Here is an 18,062-nt window from a genome sequence, read left to right as displayed (position 1 = left end):
AGCAAATATCTCCACCTTCGTTCGCAAAACCGGCAGCCAATACTTACAAGTATTCCTTAATATATCAAATTCAAATTGATCACCGCAAGTTAAAAACAAACGTCAAACTCACACAATTAAACTTCTCAAAAAATCTGTATCATTACCGAACGCTCGGTGTATCATAACCGAACACTTGTATAAACATAAAACAACATAAATATCAATAAATCAATTAATTAACTCGTTGGCACAGTATTGACTAATAAAGAAGTAAGATTTTTAACCCAAACAACGGAACGCTTGAATAGCGCGTTAACCGCGCATTCTGCCTCAGATTTATAGATACATGGATAGACAGTTAGAAAAGAAAAAGTGGAGCCGAAAAAGGATCTTAACCATTGTGGGCATTGCTGCAATTGTGTCGTTGGTTTTCGGCAGCATCTATTTCACCTCGGGGAAATCGAAACTTAACGTAGATACAGAGCGCCTAACGGTAAGTGAGATTAAAAAAGGTAGTTTTCAAGAGTTTATTCCTGTTAACGGAGTAGTGATGCCACAAACAACCATCTATTTAGATGCTATGGAAGGTGGTCGTGTGGAAGAAAAATTTGTAGAAGACGGCGCCATGATGACGAAAGGACAGCCAATTTTAAGACTTTCGAACACCGATCTTGAGCTTCAATTGGCGAACCAAGAAACACAGGTTTTTAATGTGCTTACTCAGATGCAGATCAGTAAAAATAATTCTGAGCAAAACTCCATCAGCAGACAAAACCAAGATGCAGACGTCGACGTTGCTTTAAAGGAAGCGGCAAGGGTATACAACATGAACAAAAAATTGTTTGCTCAAAAAGTAATCAGTACCCAAGAATTTAACAGCAGCAAAAACCTTTACGATTATCAAACCAAGCGGAAGCAGCTTACCAAAGACGTTATGAAAACGGATGCGACTTCGATGTCGTTGCAGGCAACTCAAATGGGGGAATCTTATAGTCAGATGAAAAAAACGCTGGCGCTGATGCGTAAAAAGGTAGGTGATTTGGTGGTACGGGCGCCGGTAGATGGTCAATTAACCTCTTTGGATGCAGAAATTGGCGAAAGCAAAAATAAAGGTCAGCGTTTGGGACAATTGGACGTAATGAGTGGCTTTAAAGTTCGGGTTGACGTAGATGAACATTATATCAGTAGAATTTTTAACGGCCTTAAAGGGGATGCAGATGTTGCCGGAAAAAACTATCCATTAGTAATTAAAAAGGTTTATACTCAAGTGACTAATGGTCGTTTCCAGGTTGATATGGAGTTTGTAGGCAAAGCGCCGGCAAACATCCGCCGCGGCCAAACTTTACAAATACATCTCACTTTAAGTGATGAAACTCAAGCCATTTTATTGCCGAAAGGGGGATTCTATCAGCAAACCGGCGGCAATTGGATTTTTAAGGTTGGCGAAAATGGTTCTGTTGCCTACAAGGTAGACATTCAGCTTGGCCGCCAAAACCCCGATTATTATGAAGTTTTACAAGGTTTAAAACCTGGAGATAAAGTGATTACAAATAGTTATGAAAATTATGGAGATATGCAGGAGCTTATTTTAAAGAGGTAGTCGGTTATCAGAAAGCAGATGTCAACTATTTTCAGTTGCATTACAACGTGGACATGTATGAATAAATCATTTTTTTAATTTCAATAACGTCATCACTTAGTTTTAAATAATCCTCACCTGAGATATACGATAAATCTTTAGATAATAATAGTTGGTATTCAAGTTCAGAGCAAGAGCCTGTAGCAATAGTCAAAAAACGCTTGAGTTCCGCGTTACTTGTACGACCACAACCCGCTGCAATATTGGTGGGCACTGAAGAATTTGACCGTCTCATTTGAGAAACTAAACCATATACTTCCTCTTTTGGAAAAGAGGCTTTTGTAATCGAATAGATTTTTAAAGTAACCAAATGGCTTTTTTGCCAGAATAATAATTGTTTGAAATTTTTCATAAAATAAAATTAGAAATATTAAAAGGATTTGACAATCCTGCAAATATCTGATAACTGACATCTGATAACTCATAACTCGCACCATGATCAAAATTACCAATCTGGAAAAAAATTACCGTACCGAAGAAGTGGAAACGGTTGCATTAAACAAACTTTCTTTCTCCGTTCGCGAAGGCGAATTTGTGGCTGTAATGGGTCCATCGGGTTGCGGAAAATCTACCCTGCTAAACATCGTCGGTTTATTAGACGACCCAGATGGAGGAAGCTTTCTATTTAATGGAGAAGAAGTGGCAGGCTATAATGAACGTCAAAGAGCAAACTTGCGCAAGCACAATATTGGTTTTGTATTCCAAAGCTTTAACCTGATCGACGAGCTGACCGTTTTTGAAAACGTAGAATTACCCCTTATTTACACCAAAGTTCCTGCAGCCGAACGCAAAAAACGTGTAGAAGAGGTACTTGATAAGATGCAGATTATGCACAGGAGAAACCATTTTCCGCAGCAGCTTAGCGGTGGGCAGCAACAACGCGTTGCCGTTGCCCGAGCTGTTGTAAATCATCCAAAATTAATTCTTGCCGATGAGCCTACTGGAAACTTGGATAGTAGCAACGGAAATGAAGTAATGCAAATGCTAACAGACTTGAATGAGCAAGGCACTACTGTGATAATGGTAACCCACAGCGAGCATGATGCAAAATATAGTCATAGGATTATTAGAATGCTCGATGGGCAGAGCGTAACGGAGAATATTTTAGTGTAGCAGTTGGATGTCAGAATTTGGATATGAGATGCCTTCAATGACATATGCGTTATCAATTACCGATAGCGCCCAAGCCTGCTACCTTAAACTCGTAACCCATAATCTTTAAACTATACCATTAAATAACACCTGCAAAATGTTTAAGAATTATTTCAAAATCGCATGTAGAAACCTGAAACGAAATTCAACTTTCAGTATTTTAAATATTGCTGGTCTGGCAGTAGGAATTGCGTGCGCTGCTTTTATATTTCTATGGGTAGAATATTATGTGAAATTTAACGACAATATATCCAACCTAAGCAATATCTACAATGTAAAAAACACGCAGACTTACGGAGCTGATACCTACACTTTTTCTGCAACGCCTTTTCAGGCCAAGCAAACTCTTAAGACAGATTTTCCGCAGGTTGAGGATGCATCTCGATTCAACGACGTGAAAAGCACGATTTCGCTCGATCATAAGAGTATTAGTCAAGCAGGTGCTTTTGTAGATGGATCATTTCTAAAAATGTTTAATTTAAAAATTATAACCGGAAACCTTTCGACAGCTTTGAGCGACATTTCTCAGGTGGCAATTTCCCAATCTCTGGCAAGACGTTTTTTCCGTACGGAAAATGCCATTGGAAAGACTTTAAAAATTGATACCAATCTCTACAAAGTATCTGCAATTTATGCAGATGTGCCTGAAAACAATTCCTTTTATAATGTAGATTTTTTGCTTCCTTACGAGGTATTTTATGCGCAAAATAAACAAGGAGACGCTTGGGGAAACAACTGGACAAATACCTGGGTTCAGCTTGCTCCAAATACAGACCTGCAATCGCTGAACAAAAAAGTATCAATGTTGGTTAAAAAACACAACGCAGAATCAAACAACGTGCTTTCTCTTTATCCTATGAGCAGAATGGCGCTTTATGGGCAATTTGTAAATGGACGAGAAACAAATAAAGGTAGAATTGAATACATCAAGATGTTTAGTTCCGTCGCACTTATAATTCTGCTAATTGCTTGCATCAACTTTATGAATCTTTCCACAGCTAGAAGTGGAAAAAGGGTGAAAGAAATTGGCATGCGAAAAGTGCTAGGTTCTCCAAAAAGCATGCTCATTGCAAGATTTCTTTTAGAATCTTTAATGATCGCGTATTTGGCTACCATGGTGGCAACCCTAATTATAGCCTGTTTACTGTCGTCATTTAACACCCTTATTGGGGTGGACCTTCATTTAAATATTTTAGAGCCTTTACACCTTTTATTTATAGTTGGTGTAGGCCTAATTTGTGGTTTGCTTGCGGGCAGCTATCCCGCAGTATACCTTTCCTCTTTTAAACTTGGGAATGCCCTTAAAAATCAAATTTATGGTGGTGGAAGAGCTACCGGCTTTATTCGACAGATTCTTGTGGTCATTCAATTCACCGTCTCGGCGGTCATTATAATCGCTGTTGTTTTGATCTACCAACAGATTCAACACACTAAAAGTCGCAATCTTGGATTCAATAAAAACAATGTGCTTTATACAGATTTGAGCGCAGTGCAGAAAAATAATTTGCCATCATTAAAGCAAGAATTGTTAGCTACAGGTGTTGTTGAGTCTGCCTCAGTAGGATCTAATTCTCCGTTGAGTATGTACTTTAATGGTGGCGGTTACACTTGGAACGGAAAAACTGATGTTGAAGACTTGCTCATTACTACCGTACAAACCGACGACGACTATTTTAAAACTTTTGACATTAGCTTAGCGGATGGGCGCGGCTTCTCCAGTTCTGTAGAAACTGATTCTATGAACGTAATTATCAATCAGGCATTTGCAAAAAAGATGGGAAAAGAAGGTGTGGTTGGCGGGCAACTTAGACGAGGTGGCGTGCAAGCGCCCATGACTATTATTGGTATCACAAAAGACTTTGTCTACAATGATATGAGTGCAAACATTCCCGCACCTCTGATCTTTTATCATTTTCCAAAATACGCAAATACCGTCTTTCTAAAACTAAAACCCACTCAAAATACAGAAACTGTGCTTGCCAGTATTACCTCTGTATTTAAAAAGTTCGATCCTTCAACATCTTTAGATTATCATTTTATCGATCAGGATTTTGAAAGTAAATTTAAACAGCAAAAATTTGTGGGAGTACTCGCAGGCATTTTTGGTGGATTGACAATTTTTATCTCTTGTCTGGGATTATTCGGTCTATCGGCATTCGTTGCAGAACAGAAAAGGAAGGAAATTGGCATAAGAAAGGTGCTGGGCGCTTCGGTCAGTTCCATCACCCAACTTTTGTCTAAAGAATTCTTAAAACTGGTATTTATCGCCTGCTTTATTGCATTCCCTATAGCTTACTGGTTTATGCACAATTGGCTGCTAGATTATGAATATAGAATCAACATAAATTGGTATGTTTTTGTGTTTACGGCGGCGGTCGCCCTCCTTATCGCTTTTGGAACCGTAAGTTTTCAAGCGATAAAAGCAGCACTGGCAAATCCTATAAAGAGTTTGAGGACAGAGTAATGAGATGTCAGAAATCGGAGGTCAGAGATCAGAAATCAGTTATCAGTTACGAACTGTAAGTACACCATTTGTGAGTTACCATTGGCGCACAAGCCTCGCAACATTTAACCCATAACACGCAACATAAGAGCTATCACCTAATAACAATGTTTAAAAACTACTTTAAAACTGCCTTTAGAAGTTTACGTGGAAATAAACTTTTTACAGTCCTAAACATTGTTGGGCTGGCCATTGGTATTTCCGTTTGCCTAATTCTTTTCGCTTTTGTTCTTAGCGAGTGGAGTTTTGATAAGATGTATAAAAATTCCGAAGATATTTACCGAGTAAATATGCAGACCACAGCAGATTACAATTTTGAAAAATGGTCTGAGCTTCCAAATTCCGTGGGTCCAGCTATGGTCCAAAATATTCCCGAGGTTAGAATGTCCACTCGGTTAATTAAAGATGATTTTGGGTCTACAGCCTCCTTAAAAATCGGAGAAAAAAACTTTTTAGAAAATGGTCTTTATCTAGTCGATTCATCTTTTTTTAAAATGTTCGACATCCAATTTTTAGAAGGAAATGCAACAAATGCTTTCTCAGACCCTCACTCGGTTGTGCTTTCTCAATCTGCTAAAAAGAGATTTTTTGGCAATGCTAAGGCCGTTGGCAAGAGGATCATTGTAAATAGTCGCGATAGCTTATATGTATCTGGAATCTATCAAGATTTACCAAAAAATAGCGTGATAGACTGCGACATGATTTATAACATCTTAGATTCTTGGATGGGTAAAAATGTGTATTGGAGCAACGCTAGTTATGAAACTTACATAATGTTGCAGCCACACGCAAACGTATCCGACGTTCAGTTAAAAGCCACAGCTCTTATCGATAAATATGTAAAGAAGGATAATAAGTTCTTTAATAAATTTCTACTCCAACCTCTATCATCGGTCCATTTATATTCGTCAGATTTAAGAGATGGATATAGTTCAAGACAAGGCAACATAACGACTGTAAAAAGCTTACTCTTTCTTGGCCTTTTGGTACTTTTAATCGCCTGCATCAATTACATGAATCTTTCTACTGCCCATTCGCATAAAAGAGCCAAAGGAATAGGAATGAATAAGGTTTTGGGAGCCAACAAAAAACAGATGATTTTCCTTTTTTATCTAGAGACTGGCTTATTGACGTTTCTTGCCATTACAATTGGATATGGTCTTTCTTTCTTAGCGTTACCCATATTTAGGTCCATCACAGGAAATCCATTAGATTTTTCAAGTTTATATACTGGCCAGATAATCGTCAGTTTAATTATTATTTGGCTGATAGTCACAATAGTTGCAGGAAGTTATCCTGCTATTTCAATGGCAAACGTATCACCCCTAATATTGGTAAATAAATTTAAAGATAGGCACGGATTTGCTAACCTGATCCGTAAATCGTTGGTTATTTTTCAGTTCGGTGCATCAATCGTATTAATTATCGCCGTGACGATAATTCTCCAACAAATGCAGTTTATTAAGACTAAAGATCTGGGCTACAATCCAAAAGGCGTAATTGCGCTTTCTGTAAAATCTGCGCAAACAAAGCTCCAAGTTGAGCACGCGACTGCGGCTATAAAAGACCTTGTAAATGTATTAAATGTATCGGCAGTTCAATCTATTCCAGGTGATGTAGAAAGCGGACGTTCGGTAAGAAAAATAGCGACTGATAAAGAAGGAATGCCGGTGAAAAGCTGTAGAACGGATGGCTCCATATTGCAAACAATGCAGTTGAAATTGCTGGCTGGCAAAAACCTCCCAAATTACATCGCCAAAGGAGACACTACTTGTTATACTTTGATTAACGAACAGGTAGCAAAGTATTTGGGATTCAAAACGCCAGCAGACGCCATTGGAAAATACATAGATACAGAACTTGTCAATAAGTCAATCGTGGTAGGCGTAATGAAAAACTTTAATTTTCATTCGTTAAAAGATGAAATAGGCGGTTATGTTTACTACACGATGAATAACGGTCCTGAAGGTTTTAGATCTTTGCTGGTTCGTTACAACACCACAGATTTACCTCAACTTTTGGATCAATTGCAAAGGGTATTTAAAATGGATCTACCCAATACTGCTTTCGATTATCAATTTTTAGACCGGCACGTACAGAACTTATACATAGCAGAGCAAAATACAGCAAATACCACCATAGTTTTCTCTGTTGTTGCAATTTTTGTTGCCTGCTTGGGACTATTTGGTTTGGCAGCATTCACAGCAGAACAGCGTAAAAAAGAAATTGGCATAAGGAAGGTTTTGGGTGCGAGTGTGTATGGAGTTACTTCCTTATTGACTACGAACTTCTTAAAATCGGTACTGATTGCTTTTTTGATTGCCTCGCCAATTGCTTGGTGGGTGATGAACAAATGGCTGCAAAGCTTTGCCTATCGAATAACAATACAATGGTGGGTTTTTCCTCTGGCTGGAATGCTGGCAATGCTTATTGCGTTTGCAACCGTTAGTTTCCAAGCCATCAAAGCGGCATTGGCAAATCCAGTTAAAAGTTTGAGGACGGAATAAAAATACAATTGAGGCGATAAGGTATCGGGTTTTAGATAGCAGGAGTCGAAAAATAAAATAATTCAGAAAAATGGAGGTCAGTCATCAGCAGTTAACAATCAGTAATTATTCATTAGAAATAATGTATTTGTGCATATTATCCAACCCAACATCTATTTCCTTTTCCCTTACACCCACTTCATAACACCTACCAAATGATTAAGAACTATCTCAAAACTGCTTGGAGAAATATCGCTAAAACTTTCGGCTACAGCGCCTTGAATATTTTAGGGCTAGCTACCGGTATGGCTGTTGCTTTGTTGATTGGACTTTGGATTCACTACCAATATTCCTTTGATAAATTTCTGCCAAACTACCAATCTGTTTATCGCGTACAACGAAACTTCAATAGCAATGGCGACACGCTAACTTTCCAAACCACCTCGTTAAAACTTGCCGAAGCGATGAGAACTCAAATACCAGAAATAGCTAACGTGGCAGAATCTGATTGGATGGGCGAACATGGTTTAATGGTTGGCGACAAAAAATTCTACCGAAGCGGCGCAATAGCTGGCATCGATTTTTTCAAAATATTTCAACATTCGTTCATAAAGGGCAGTGCTAGCGCTGCATTTATGGACGCTTACTCAATAGTGCTTACCGAAACGATGGCCAAGGCACTTTTTGGCAATGATAATCCGATAAATAAGATGGTTCGTTTTGATAATGCCAATAACCTAAAAGTGACAGGCGTAATAAAGGATGTACCAGACAATGCCACGGTAAACTTTAACTTCGTGGTTCCGATCACTTATGTTCATCAAGTTAACCCACAGACTAAAATAGATGGAGAGCGCACTTATGGAAATAATAACCTCCAAATTTTTGTAAAACTGAAACCTGGAATTTCTTACACGCAGCTCGCCTCTAAAATAAGGACTATAGAACATACCGAGACAGGAAACTTAAACGCCATGAACTCTTATGTGACGTTACAACTCATGGAGCGCTGGCATTTGTATTCAAATTATGTGAATGGAAAAGACACAGCTGGCTTTTTAGAATACGTACATATGTTTTCTATCATCGGTATACTGGTGCTGATCATTGCTTGTATCAATTTTATCAACCTAACTACTGCAAGATCAGAAAAACGAGCGAAAGAGGTCGGCGTCAGAAAAGCGATTGGATCCCAGCGGTCAGACCTCATTATACAATTCCTGACGGAAGCATTATTGCTTACCGTAATTTCATTTATATTTTCGATAATACTTGTGCAACTCGCCTTACCAAGCTTTAACACGCTTACAGAGACACATTTAGCCATTCCGTATGCAAGTGGTCTATTTTGGCTGTCGATGCTTGGATGTATACTAATTACCGCGTTACTTGCCGGACGCAAACCTGCTTTTTATCTTTCCTCGTTCAATCCTGTAAAAGTGTTGAAAGGAAAAAATGGAAAATCTTCTTCGCTTTTTAGGCAGACTTTAGTAGTTGTCCAATTTAGCTGTTCCATCGCATTAATTATAAGTACAGTTATCATTTATCAGCAAGTAAATTATGCAAAAGACAGACCGCTAGGTTACAACTTAAATAGATTAATGTCGACAAACATGAGCGATGGACTTACCAAAAACTATGCTGCTCTTAAAAATGAACTGCTTGAAAAAGGCATAGCCGAATCCGTAACTACAGCATCTAGTCCTGCAACAGATGTAAACGGACACGCAGATGTAGATTATTGGCCGGGAAAAAAAGCCGGCGAAACGGTAGAAATGGGAGGCGTTTATGTGTCGGATGACTACTTTAAAACAGTTGGAATGACGATGAAAGAAGGCAGCAATTTTTCAGGCAGCCATGATTCTACAAGTGTAATTTTTAACGAGACCGCGATTAAAAGATTGAGAATAAAGGATCCAATTAACCAAAAAATTAAGTTTCGCAACAGAGAATATACCATTACCGGTGTAGTGAAAGATGCCCTGATGATTTCGCCCTTTAAAGCTCCAGATCCAACAATGTTCTACTGCACTGCAGAATCGCAAGACATTTTGTTGTACAAACTCAGCCCAAAGATAGACACAAAAAGTGCCCTAGCTCAGTTAAATAGCATATTTAACAAATATAACCCAGCTTTTCCATTTGAATATTCTTTTGTAGATGAAAACTATGCTGCAAAATTTAAACTAGAAACACTCATTGGAAAGCTATCGGGATTATTTGCCGGACTCGCCATATTTATTTCTTGCCTAGGTCTTTTTGGATTGGCCGCTTACGTAGCCGAGCAACGCAAAAAGGAAATCGGGATACGCAAAGTACTTGGAGCTTCCGTTTCTCAGGTTTGGTTCTTGTTGTCGAAAGATTTTATTGTGCTTGTTTTTTTAAGCTGTATTCTAGCCTCCCCTATTGCCTATTATTTTTTACATGGTTGGTTGATGAATTATAATTATCGAATAAGTATTGGAGTAGATGTCTTTGCTTTATCGGCGTTACTCGCCATGCTAATTACGCTAGTAACCGTTAGCTTCCAAGCGATAAAAGCCGCATTGGCCAATCCGGTAAAGAGCTTAAGAACGGAGTGAAGACAGGCTTGAGGTGATAGGCATTAGGTTTAGATACAAAATAAAAATGAAAAGAAAAATCAGAAATCAGCAGCCATTTATCTACAGTCAGAAATCAGTAAATTAAAATAAATAACTCACCTAGATACTTTATAATTAATCTTTGATCCTTGGTCTTTTTTCCTCAAACCTAACACCCAACAAAATGCTCAAAAACTACATAAAAATTGCTTGGCGGAACTTAGTGAAAAATAAAATTTTTTCACTAATCAACATTCTTGGGTTAAGCATTGGCATCGCTGTATGCATGATGATATTTTTGTTTATCCTGAATGAATATAGCTTCGATAACTTTCATAAAAACGGCGACAGGATTTATCGGGTAATGAGAGGTATAGAGAATCAGGGGGAAATAAAAACTGTTCCATACTTATCAGGACCCTATGCACCAGCCTTACTAAACGATTTTAAAGGCCAAATGTTAAAAGTAGTTCGTGTAAATCCTACCAGTAATCTCGTTACGACTTCCAATAATTCGTTTAATGAAAAAAAGGTATTAGACACAGATCCAGGTTTTTTTGAGCTATTTTCTTTCCCGTTAATAAGAGGTAATCCTGCAACTGTTTTAAAAGATCCGGGAAATGTGGTATTGACTGAAACGACAGCAAAAAAATACTTCGGAAGCATCGATAACGCCATGGGTAAAGTAATCATGCTAGACAAACAACTTCCTTTGAAGGTTGCAGGTATTGCAAAAAATGTTCCTCCCAACACTCACCTGGAGTTCGACATCGTTGTACCACTTGATAACTATAAAAATCGCAGTTGGATGACGACTTGGATCAACAATGGACTTTACACTTATATAGAATTATCTCCACAGGCAAAACGAGCGCAAATTGAAAAACAATTACCAGCTTTTATGCAAAAATATATGGGCGCCGACATGAAGAAATTTGGTTTTCACTTTAATTTATCTCTTACACCACTGAAAGACATTTATTTTGAAAATGTCGCCTCTGATGGGGTGAAACATGGCGATAAAATGGTGGTCCATATATTTCTATCTATTGCTGTTTTGATTTTGCTAATTGCCTGTATCAATTTCATGAATCTCTCTACCATACGCGCTGTAGAACGGTCAAAAGAGGTTGGCTTGCGGAAAGTATTGGGCGCATTGCGCAATAATCTTGTGTTTCAATTTATTGGTGAATCTGTTATGCTTACCGTCATATCTTGCGTACTAGCCATTGCCATATTTTTCTTGGCGATGCCTTGGTTTAACCAGCTGCTCGGCTATTCCTTGGCGATCACTTGGAATGGGCTGTGGATATGGTTGTTTCTTGCCGGCATAATTATCACTGTGGGATTTTTAGCTGGAAGTTATCCGGCGTTTTTTCTATCAAAATTTTCGCCTATTCAGGCGCTCAAAGGTAAATTTCAGCCAGGAAAAAGCGGTACTGCCTTAAGGCATTTATTGGTGATTGTACAGTTTAGCATCTCTGTATTCTTAATTATAGGTACGGTAATAATCACCAAACAAATGAATTTTCTAAAGAATAAACAACTTGGATACAGTCAAGAGCAAACGATTATCGTACCGATTGATAATGACAACATCTATAGAAACGTCGCTACATTTAAATCGTCTTTACAGAATCAGAGTGCTGTGCAATCCGTCTCTATAATGTCTGGAGAACCTGGCGGCTATTTTGATGGACAAATGTTTGATATTGAGGGTCATGCAGATAAATGGAATTCGCGCAGCGAGTTTGCCGATTTTGAATTCGTAAAGACCCTGGGTTTGAAAGTAATTGCCGGTAGAGATTTTTCATCGGCCTTTCCCACCGATACCACAGATGCCGTGCTTATAAATAAAACGTTCGCAAAAAACTTGGGATGGTCACCTGATCAAGCAGTAGGTAAATGGATACAAAACACTCTAAGAGACAGTAACAGGCGTAGAATAATTGGCGTTTTGGCCGATTTCAATTTTCAATCTTTAAAAAGCGACATCGAACCATTGGTAATTTCTCCCAACCCAGATATACGAGTTGCCCTGATAAAGCTAAAAGCAGCCAATCTCCAAGCAGGTGTAGAACTCGTGCAAAATGCATACAAAAACGTTGCACCTGCATATCCATTTGAGTATCGTTTTCTAGATCAGCAATTCGACCAGTTATATAAGAAAGACCTCCACCAGCAAACCATTTTAACCGTATTTGCTTGTCTAGCTATTTTTGTTGCGTGCCTTGGTTTATTTGGGCTTGCCTCGTTCACGGCAACAAAACGCTTTAAGGAGATTGGCGTAAGAAAAGTATTGGGCGCTTCAATCAAAGAAATCATACTTCTGCTATCTCAAGATTTATTAAAGCCCGTTTTAATTGCCACTTGTATTGCCCTGCCCGTAGGTTACTGGGCGATGAATAACTGGCTGCAAAGCTTTGCCTATAAAACCCCTTTAAGTTGGTGGATTTTTGGACTAGCGGCGCTAATAACCTTCGGGATTGCACTTATAACAGTTTCTTTTAAAGCTGTGCAAGCTGCATTAGCGAATCCGGTAACGAGTTTAAGAACGGAGTGAAGATAGATTTGATGCGGTAGGTATCGGGTTTTAAATACTGGGAGTTACAAAATAAAAGTAAAATGGAAGAAAAATCAGAATCAGCGATCAAACCTCGGATATCAGGAATTATTTATCAAAAATGCGGCCTTTGCTCCCCATTCTTCACCCTAACACCCAACACCTAATACCTAAATACTAAGACCTAACAACATGCTAAAGAACTATTTTAAAATTGCCTGGCGAAACCTTATTAAGAGTAAGTTCTATTCTTTGATAAATATCCTTGGCCTAGCCACCGGTATGGCGGTAGCCATGTTAATTGCTTTTTGGATTTGGGATGAAGTAACCTTCAATCAATACCATAAAAACCATGTAGCGCTTGCGCAAGTGATGACCACATTTATCAACGACAAGAATGAAATGGTCACTTCTCAAGCAGTATCCATGCCTATTGGAAATGAATTGCGAAATAAATATGGCGCTGACTTTAAAAATGTATCCATGGCTTCTTGGAATTTTAGCCATGTATTGTCTGCGGGAGAGAAAAAAATTACCGAACGTGGAATGTGGGTTGAAGCCAACTTCCCTACTATGTTTTCACTAAAAATGCGACAGGGAAACTTGAACGTATTAACTGATCCCTCCTCTATTCTCCTAAGTGTTTCACTGGCTAACAAGTTGTTTGGCGATATAGATCCGCTGAATAAAATGATTAAACTCAACAATAAAGACAGCTACAAAGTATCTGGTGTTTATGAAGATCTCCCAAATAATACAAGTTTAAATGACGTGAAACTTTTACTTCCTTGGCAAAAATACATCACTACACAGGCCTGGTTAAAAGACGCTGCTACTCAATGGAACAATCATTCTTGGCAAGCTTACGTAGAGATGGCCGACCATGTTGATATGGCAGCCGAAACCGATAAATTAAAAAACATTGTAATGGCTCATAAGGTTGCTTCGACTGATGGAAGGGAACAAGCCGTAGTTTTTCCGATGGATAATTGGCGGCTGTATAGCAATTTTAAGAATGGAAAACCTGACGGGGGCCGCATACAATTTATTTGGTTATTTCTTATTATTGGGGTATTTGTGTTGCTGCTTGCCTGCATCAATTTCATGAATCTATCTACCGCCCGAAGTGAAAAACGAGCAAAAGAAGTTGGCATTCGAAAAACAGTAGGATCCGTTCGCAGTCAATTAATTGCGCAATTTTTGAGCGAATCTGTGTTGGTTGCATTTGTATCCTTTATATTTTCTGTCTTATTGGTGCTCGCGCTGTTGCCTTTGTTTAATAAGCTAGCCGATAAAAACTTAGGAGTACCTTGGTCCAACCCAGTTTTTTGGTTGTTCGCGCTTGCATTCACTCTTACTATTGGGATTATTTCTGGAAGCTATCCTGCTTTTTACCTTTCCAAATTCGAGCCTATAAAAGTTTTGAAGGGAACTTTTCTTGTCGGAAAATTTGCTGCTTTACCGAGGAAAATTCTAGTTGTCATACAATTTACGTTTTCTATTGCTTTAATTATCGGAACCATTATTGTTTTCAAACAAATTCAGTTTGCAAAAAATAGACCTGTAAACTATAAAAGCGAAGGCCTCATCACCATAGAAATGAAGACGCCAGATTTATTTGGTCATTATGATGCACTTCGTGAGGAGCTTTTGGCTACAGGTGTAGTAGACAATATGGCTCAATCTTCTAGTTCTACAACCGAACTTCAGTCTAATCAGATTGGTTTTAATTGGCAGGAAAAAGATCCTAACACACTTCCCGCTTTTGGAACCATCTGGGTAACTAAGGATTTTGGTAAAACCATTGGTTGGAAAATTAAAGACGGACGAGATTTTTCTAAAGACTTTGCCACAGACAGTTTGGCAATGATATTAAATGAAACTGCCGTAAAACAAGTAGGCATGAAAAAGAACATTGTGGGACAAACCATTCAGTTCAACGATAGAAATTATCATGTAGTTGGTGTAATAAAAGACATGATTATGGAATCGCCTTATAAACCTGTAACGCCAACCGTTTTTATGTTTGATCCGTCTAATACTGGTACAATTACGGTGGCAATAAAACAGGGGCTGCCTATGCAAGATGCGTTAAGCAAGATAGCACTCGTTTTCAAAAAATTCAATCCTAGCGCGCCGTTCGATTACACATTTAATGATGATGATTATGCCAAGAAGTTTTCAGATGAACAGCGTGTAGGCAAGCTAGCTGCTTTTTTTACCATCCTTGCAGTGTTCATCTCATGCTTAGGCCTTTTTGGTTTGGCGTCTTTTGTTGCAGAACAGCGAAAAAAAGAAATCGGTGTTCGTAAAGTATTGGGTGCAAGCGTTTTTAATCTTTGGCAAATGTTGTCTAAAGAATTTGCCTTACTGGTTTTTATTTCGTGTTTTATAGCCATTCCGCTTGCATGGTATTATTTAAACCATTGGTTAAACCAATACCAGTATAGAACCACCATTTCATTTTGGATTTTTATTTTTTCAGGTGTAGGGGCTTTAGCGATAACTTTGATTACGGTAAGTTTTCAAGCCATAAAAGCCGCATTGGCAAATCCAGTTAAAAGTTTAAGAAGCGAGTAATGAGAGGTCGGATATCAGCAATACATTGCCCTCAATTTTTGCTCTTTGATCCCTTACTCCTCAAACCTACTACCTAACTCCTACAAAAATGATTAAGAACTACATAAAAATCGCATTTAGAAACCTTTGGAAAAGCAAGGGATATGCGGCCATCAACATCGTTGGGTTGGCGATTGGTTTGGCCACTTGCCTGATGATTACTTTATTTGTTCTGGATGAGTTGAGTTACGATCGATTTAATGCAAAAGCTGATCGGATTTATCGTGTCAACACAGACATTCGTTTGAACGGAAGTGATTTCAAACATCATGTTACGCCAGCTCCTATGGCCGATGCGTTAGCCAAAGACTATCCAAAGATTGAACAAACCGTTCGAATTCGGGGCGGCGGAGACATGCTTGTAAAAAAAGACAATCAAACGCTGGTCGAGCATAATGCTTTCTTTGCAGATCCAAGTGTGTTTAGCGTTTTTACCCTTCCAATGCTTTCTGGGGATCCAAAAACTGCATTAAACCAACCTAACACCATGGTCATTTCAGAATCCATAGCAAAAAAATATTTCAACAGTATTGATGTTGTTGGTAAAACGCTTAAGGTTGACAATTCCACCCCCTATACCATCACCGGTGTAATTCAGAACACACCCAAACAATCTCATTTACACTTTAATTTTATCAGATCAATGGTTGGTGATGAAGAAAGTCGATCTGATTTCTGGCTCAACAACAATTATTCAACCTATGTACTTGTTGCGCCAGGAACAAATGAGCAAACTCTTGATGGCTATTTAAAAGAGATCGCAAAAAAATACGTAGAACCTCAACTCCAAAATACATTCCACAGCAGCTTTGACGATCTGGAAAAAAAACGAGATTTGTTCAAATACAGTTCTATCCCGCTCACTAGAATTCATCTATATTCTACTTTAACAAACGAGATAGAACCCTCCGGAAACAGTGAGTATGTTTATATTTTTGTTGTTATTGCGCTTTTTATACTGCTGATTGCCTGTGTAAATTTCATGAACCTTTCTACTGCACGCTCTGCAGGTCGTTCTAAAGAAGTTGGGATCAGAAAAGTTTTAGGCTCGGGCCGTTACAGCTTGATGATGCAGTTCTTAACAGAATCTATTTTAACGAGTTTTATAGCACTCATTGTCTCGTTGTTGATTACCCAACTGTCTTTACCCTATTTTAATCAATTGGCGGGAAAAGAAATTGCCCTAGGTTTATTTTCTCAAAAATTCCTACTGCCTTCCCTCCTGCTCATCACAACTGTTGTCGGAATTTTAGCTGGACTCTATCCTGCTTTTTTCCTCTCTGCGTTTGAACCAATAAAAGTACTAAAGGGAAAACTATCTATTGGGTTTAAAGGCAGTTGGCTTAGAAATAGCTTAGTAGTTTTTCAGTTTACAACTGCAATTATACTAGTTGTATGCACCTTGGTAATCTACAACCAGTTAAACTTCATCAGAAACAAAAATCTTGGTTATAATCGAGAACAGGTTTTGGTTTTAAAAAACGTTTATTCGATGGGGAACCATGCGCAAACATTTAAAAATGAAGTGTTGCAAATTCCTGGAGTTATTGCTGGAACTCGAACCAATACCTTACCAACGTCAGTGGCACCCGAAAACTCAGATGCTTTTTCTAAAGACGCCTCCATGAACGCAAGCCAAACTGTAACGATCTCCGAATGGTATGTGGACGCTGATTATATTTCAACTTTAGGAATGAAGATGGCGCAAGGGAGAAATTTTTCGGCTCAAATACCTACCGATTCAGGAGCGTTATTAATTAATGAGGCTGCAGCCAAAATGCTGGGTTTTAGTCAACCTTTAAAAGAAAAGCTATACGATTCTGATCAAGGCAAAAATATACGTGCCCTACCAATATTAGGCATCGTAAAAGATTTCAATGCAGGATCTATGCAACATAAAACCGCACCCATTGTGTTTCGACTATCAAAATATGGAGATCGGTTTGCTTTTCGCATCAAGGGCAAAGACATGTCAAATGTGGTTGCCCAAATAGAAAGAAAATACCATGCGGTAGCACTTATGGCGGATCAACCATTCATTTATTCTTTTATGGATGAAGATTTTAACCACCTCTATAAATCAGAACAACAAACCGGCAAGATTTTTATCACTTTTGCTTTTTTTGCGATTTTAATAGCCTGTTTGGGTTTGTTCGGTTTAATTACCTACGCTGCAGATCAACGCACCAAAGAGATCGGCATCCGCAAAGTTTTGGGCGCGACCGTAACGAATGTTACCGCACTACTTTCGGTAGATTTCATTAAACTGGTATTGCTTTCTATTGTAATTTCCACACCAATTGCATGGTTTGCCATGCAAAAATGGCTACAAAGTTTTGCTTATCGTACGAACTTAAGTTGGTGGGTTTTCGCACTAGCCGGATTAATAGCGCTGCTCATAGCAGTAGCGACCGTAAGTTTTCAGGCCATAAAGGCCGCGTTGGCAAATCCTGTTAAAAGTTTAAGAACGGAGTGAAAGAGGTATTAGGTGATAGCATCAGGTTTTAGGCACTTTTTAAATCAAAGATCAGAAACC

The 18,062-nt window shown here is 38.5% G+C and carries 9 protein-coding genes; 8 read left to right on the top strand and 1 reads right to left on the bottom strand.

All coding sequences use genetic code 11. The features are described from left to right. The first annotated feature begins 328 nt into the window (after window positions 1–328). The gene (locus ACVWYG_RS06195) at window positions 329–1,582 is read left to right on the top strand and encodes an efflux RND transporter periplasmic adaptor subunit (protein WP_457269296.1); all 1,254 of its coding nucleotides are present in this window, start codon (window positions 329–331) and stop codon (window positions 1,580–1,582) included. Between the two features lie 40 nt (window positions 1,583–1,622). On the opposite strand, the gene ACVWYG_RS06190 is transcribed toward ACVWYG_RS06195, so the two are convergent. Continuing rightward, window positions 1,623–1,973 (bottom strand): four helix bundle protein, encoded by a 351-nt coding sequence (locus tag ACVWYG_RS06190; protein ID WP_457269295.1) that lies wholly within the window; start codon window positions 1,971–1,973, stop codon window positions 1,623–1,625. Window positions 1,974–2,056: 83 nt separating this feature from the next. Between ACVWYG_RS06190 and ACVWYG_RS06185 the strand changes: the two genes are divergently transcribed. The 7 genes from ACVWYG_RS06185 (at window position 2,057) to ACVWYG_RS06155 (ending at window position 18,002) form a co-directional block, all read left to right on the top strand. After that, window positions 2,057–2,734 (top strand): ABC transporter ATP-binding protein, encoded by a 678-nt coding sequence (locus ACVWYG_RS06185; protein WP_354358048.1) that lies wholly within the window; start codon window positions 2,057–2,059, stop codon window positions 2,732–2,734. A gap of 136 nt (window positions 2,735–2,870) precedes the next feature. After that, on the top strand, window positions 2,871–5,237 hold the full coding sequence (locus tag ACVWYG_RS06180; RefSeq protein WP_457269294.1) for an ABC transporter permease: 2,367 nt from the start codon (window positions 2,871–2,873) through the stop codon (window positions 5,235–5,237). Window positions 5,238–5,383: 146 nt separating this feature from the next. Continuing rightward, entirely contained in the window at window positions 5,384–7,783 is a 2,400-nt protein-coding gene (locus tag ACVWYG_RS06175) for an ABC transporter permease (RefSeq protein WP_457269293.1), read from the top strand. 194 nt (window positions 7,784–7,977) lie between these two features. Next, complete coding sequence (locus tag ACVWYG_RS06170; RefSeq protein ID WP_457269292.1) at window positions 7,978–10,344, top strand: ABC transporter permease; 2,367 nt, start codon at window positions 7,978–7,980, stop codon at window positions 10,342–10,344. Between the two features lie 184 nt (window positions 10,345–10,528). Further along, entirely contained in the window at window positions 10,529–12,907 is a 2,379-nt protein-coding gene (locus ACVWYG_RS06165) for an ABC transporter permease (protein ID WP_457269291.1), read from the top strand. Window positions 12,908–13,099: 192 nt separating this feature from the next. Next, window positions 13,100–15,487, top strand: coding sequence for an ABC transporter permease (locus ACVWYG_RS06160; RefSeq protein ID WP_457269290.1), 2,388 nt, complete (start codon window positions 13,100–13,102; stop codon window positions 15,485–15,487). 88 nt (window positions 15,488–15,575) lie between these two features. After that, a complete protein-coding gene (locus ACVWYG_RS06155; protein ID WP_457269289.1) occupies window positions 15,576–18,002 on the top strand; it encodes an ABC transporter permease in 2,427 nt (808 codons plus the stop codon). Window positions 18,003–18,062 lie beyond the last annotated feature (60 nt).

Source organism: Pedobacter sp. UYEF25 (assembly GCF_054061655.1).
The sequence above is the reverse complement of the archived record's forward strand: the minus strand, read 5'-3'. Positions and strand labels throughout refer to the sequence as shown.

Excerpts from the sequence above, each read along its gene's own strand:
- ACVWYG_RS06195 (WP_457269296.1), top strand. The coding sequence starts at position 329 with ATGGATAGACAGTTAGAAAAGAAAAAGTGGAGCCGAAAAAGGATCTTA.
- ACVWYG_RS06170 (WP_457269292.1), top strand. The coding sequence starts at position 7,978 with ATGATTAAGAACTATCTCAAAACTGCTTGGAGAAATATCGCTAAAACT.
- ACVWYG_RS06160 (WP_457269290.1), top strand. The coding sequence starts at position 13,100 with ATGCTAAAGAACTATTTTAAAATTGCCTGGCGAAACCTTATTAAGAGT.
- ACVWYG_RS06190 (WP_457269295.1), bottom strand. The coding sequence starts at position 1,973 with ATGAAAAATTTCAAACAATTATTATTCTGGCAAAAAAGCCATTTGGTT.
- ACVWYG_RS06165 (WP_457269291.1), top strand. The coding sequence starts at position 10,529 with ATGCTCAAAAACTACATAAAAATTGCTTGGCGGAACTTAGTGAAAAAT.
- ACVWYG_RS06175 (WP_457269293.1), top strand. The coding sequence starts at position 5,384 with ATGTTTAAAAACTACTTTAAAACTGCCTTTAGAAGTTTACGTGGAAAT.
- ACVWYG_RS06155 (WP_457269289.1), top strand. The coding sequence starts at position 15,576 with ATGATTAAGAACTACATAAAAATCGCATTTAGAAACCTTTGGAAAAGC.
- ACVWYG_RS06185 (WP_354358048.1), top strand. The coding sequence starts at position 2,057 with ATGATCAAAATTACCAATCTGGAAAAAAATTACCGTACCGAAGAAGTG.
- ACVWYG_RS06180 (WP_457269294.1), top strand. The coding sequence starts at position 2,871 with ATGTTTAAGAATTATTTCAAAATCGCATGTAGAAACCTGAAACGAAAT.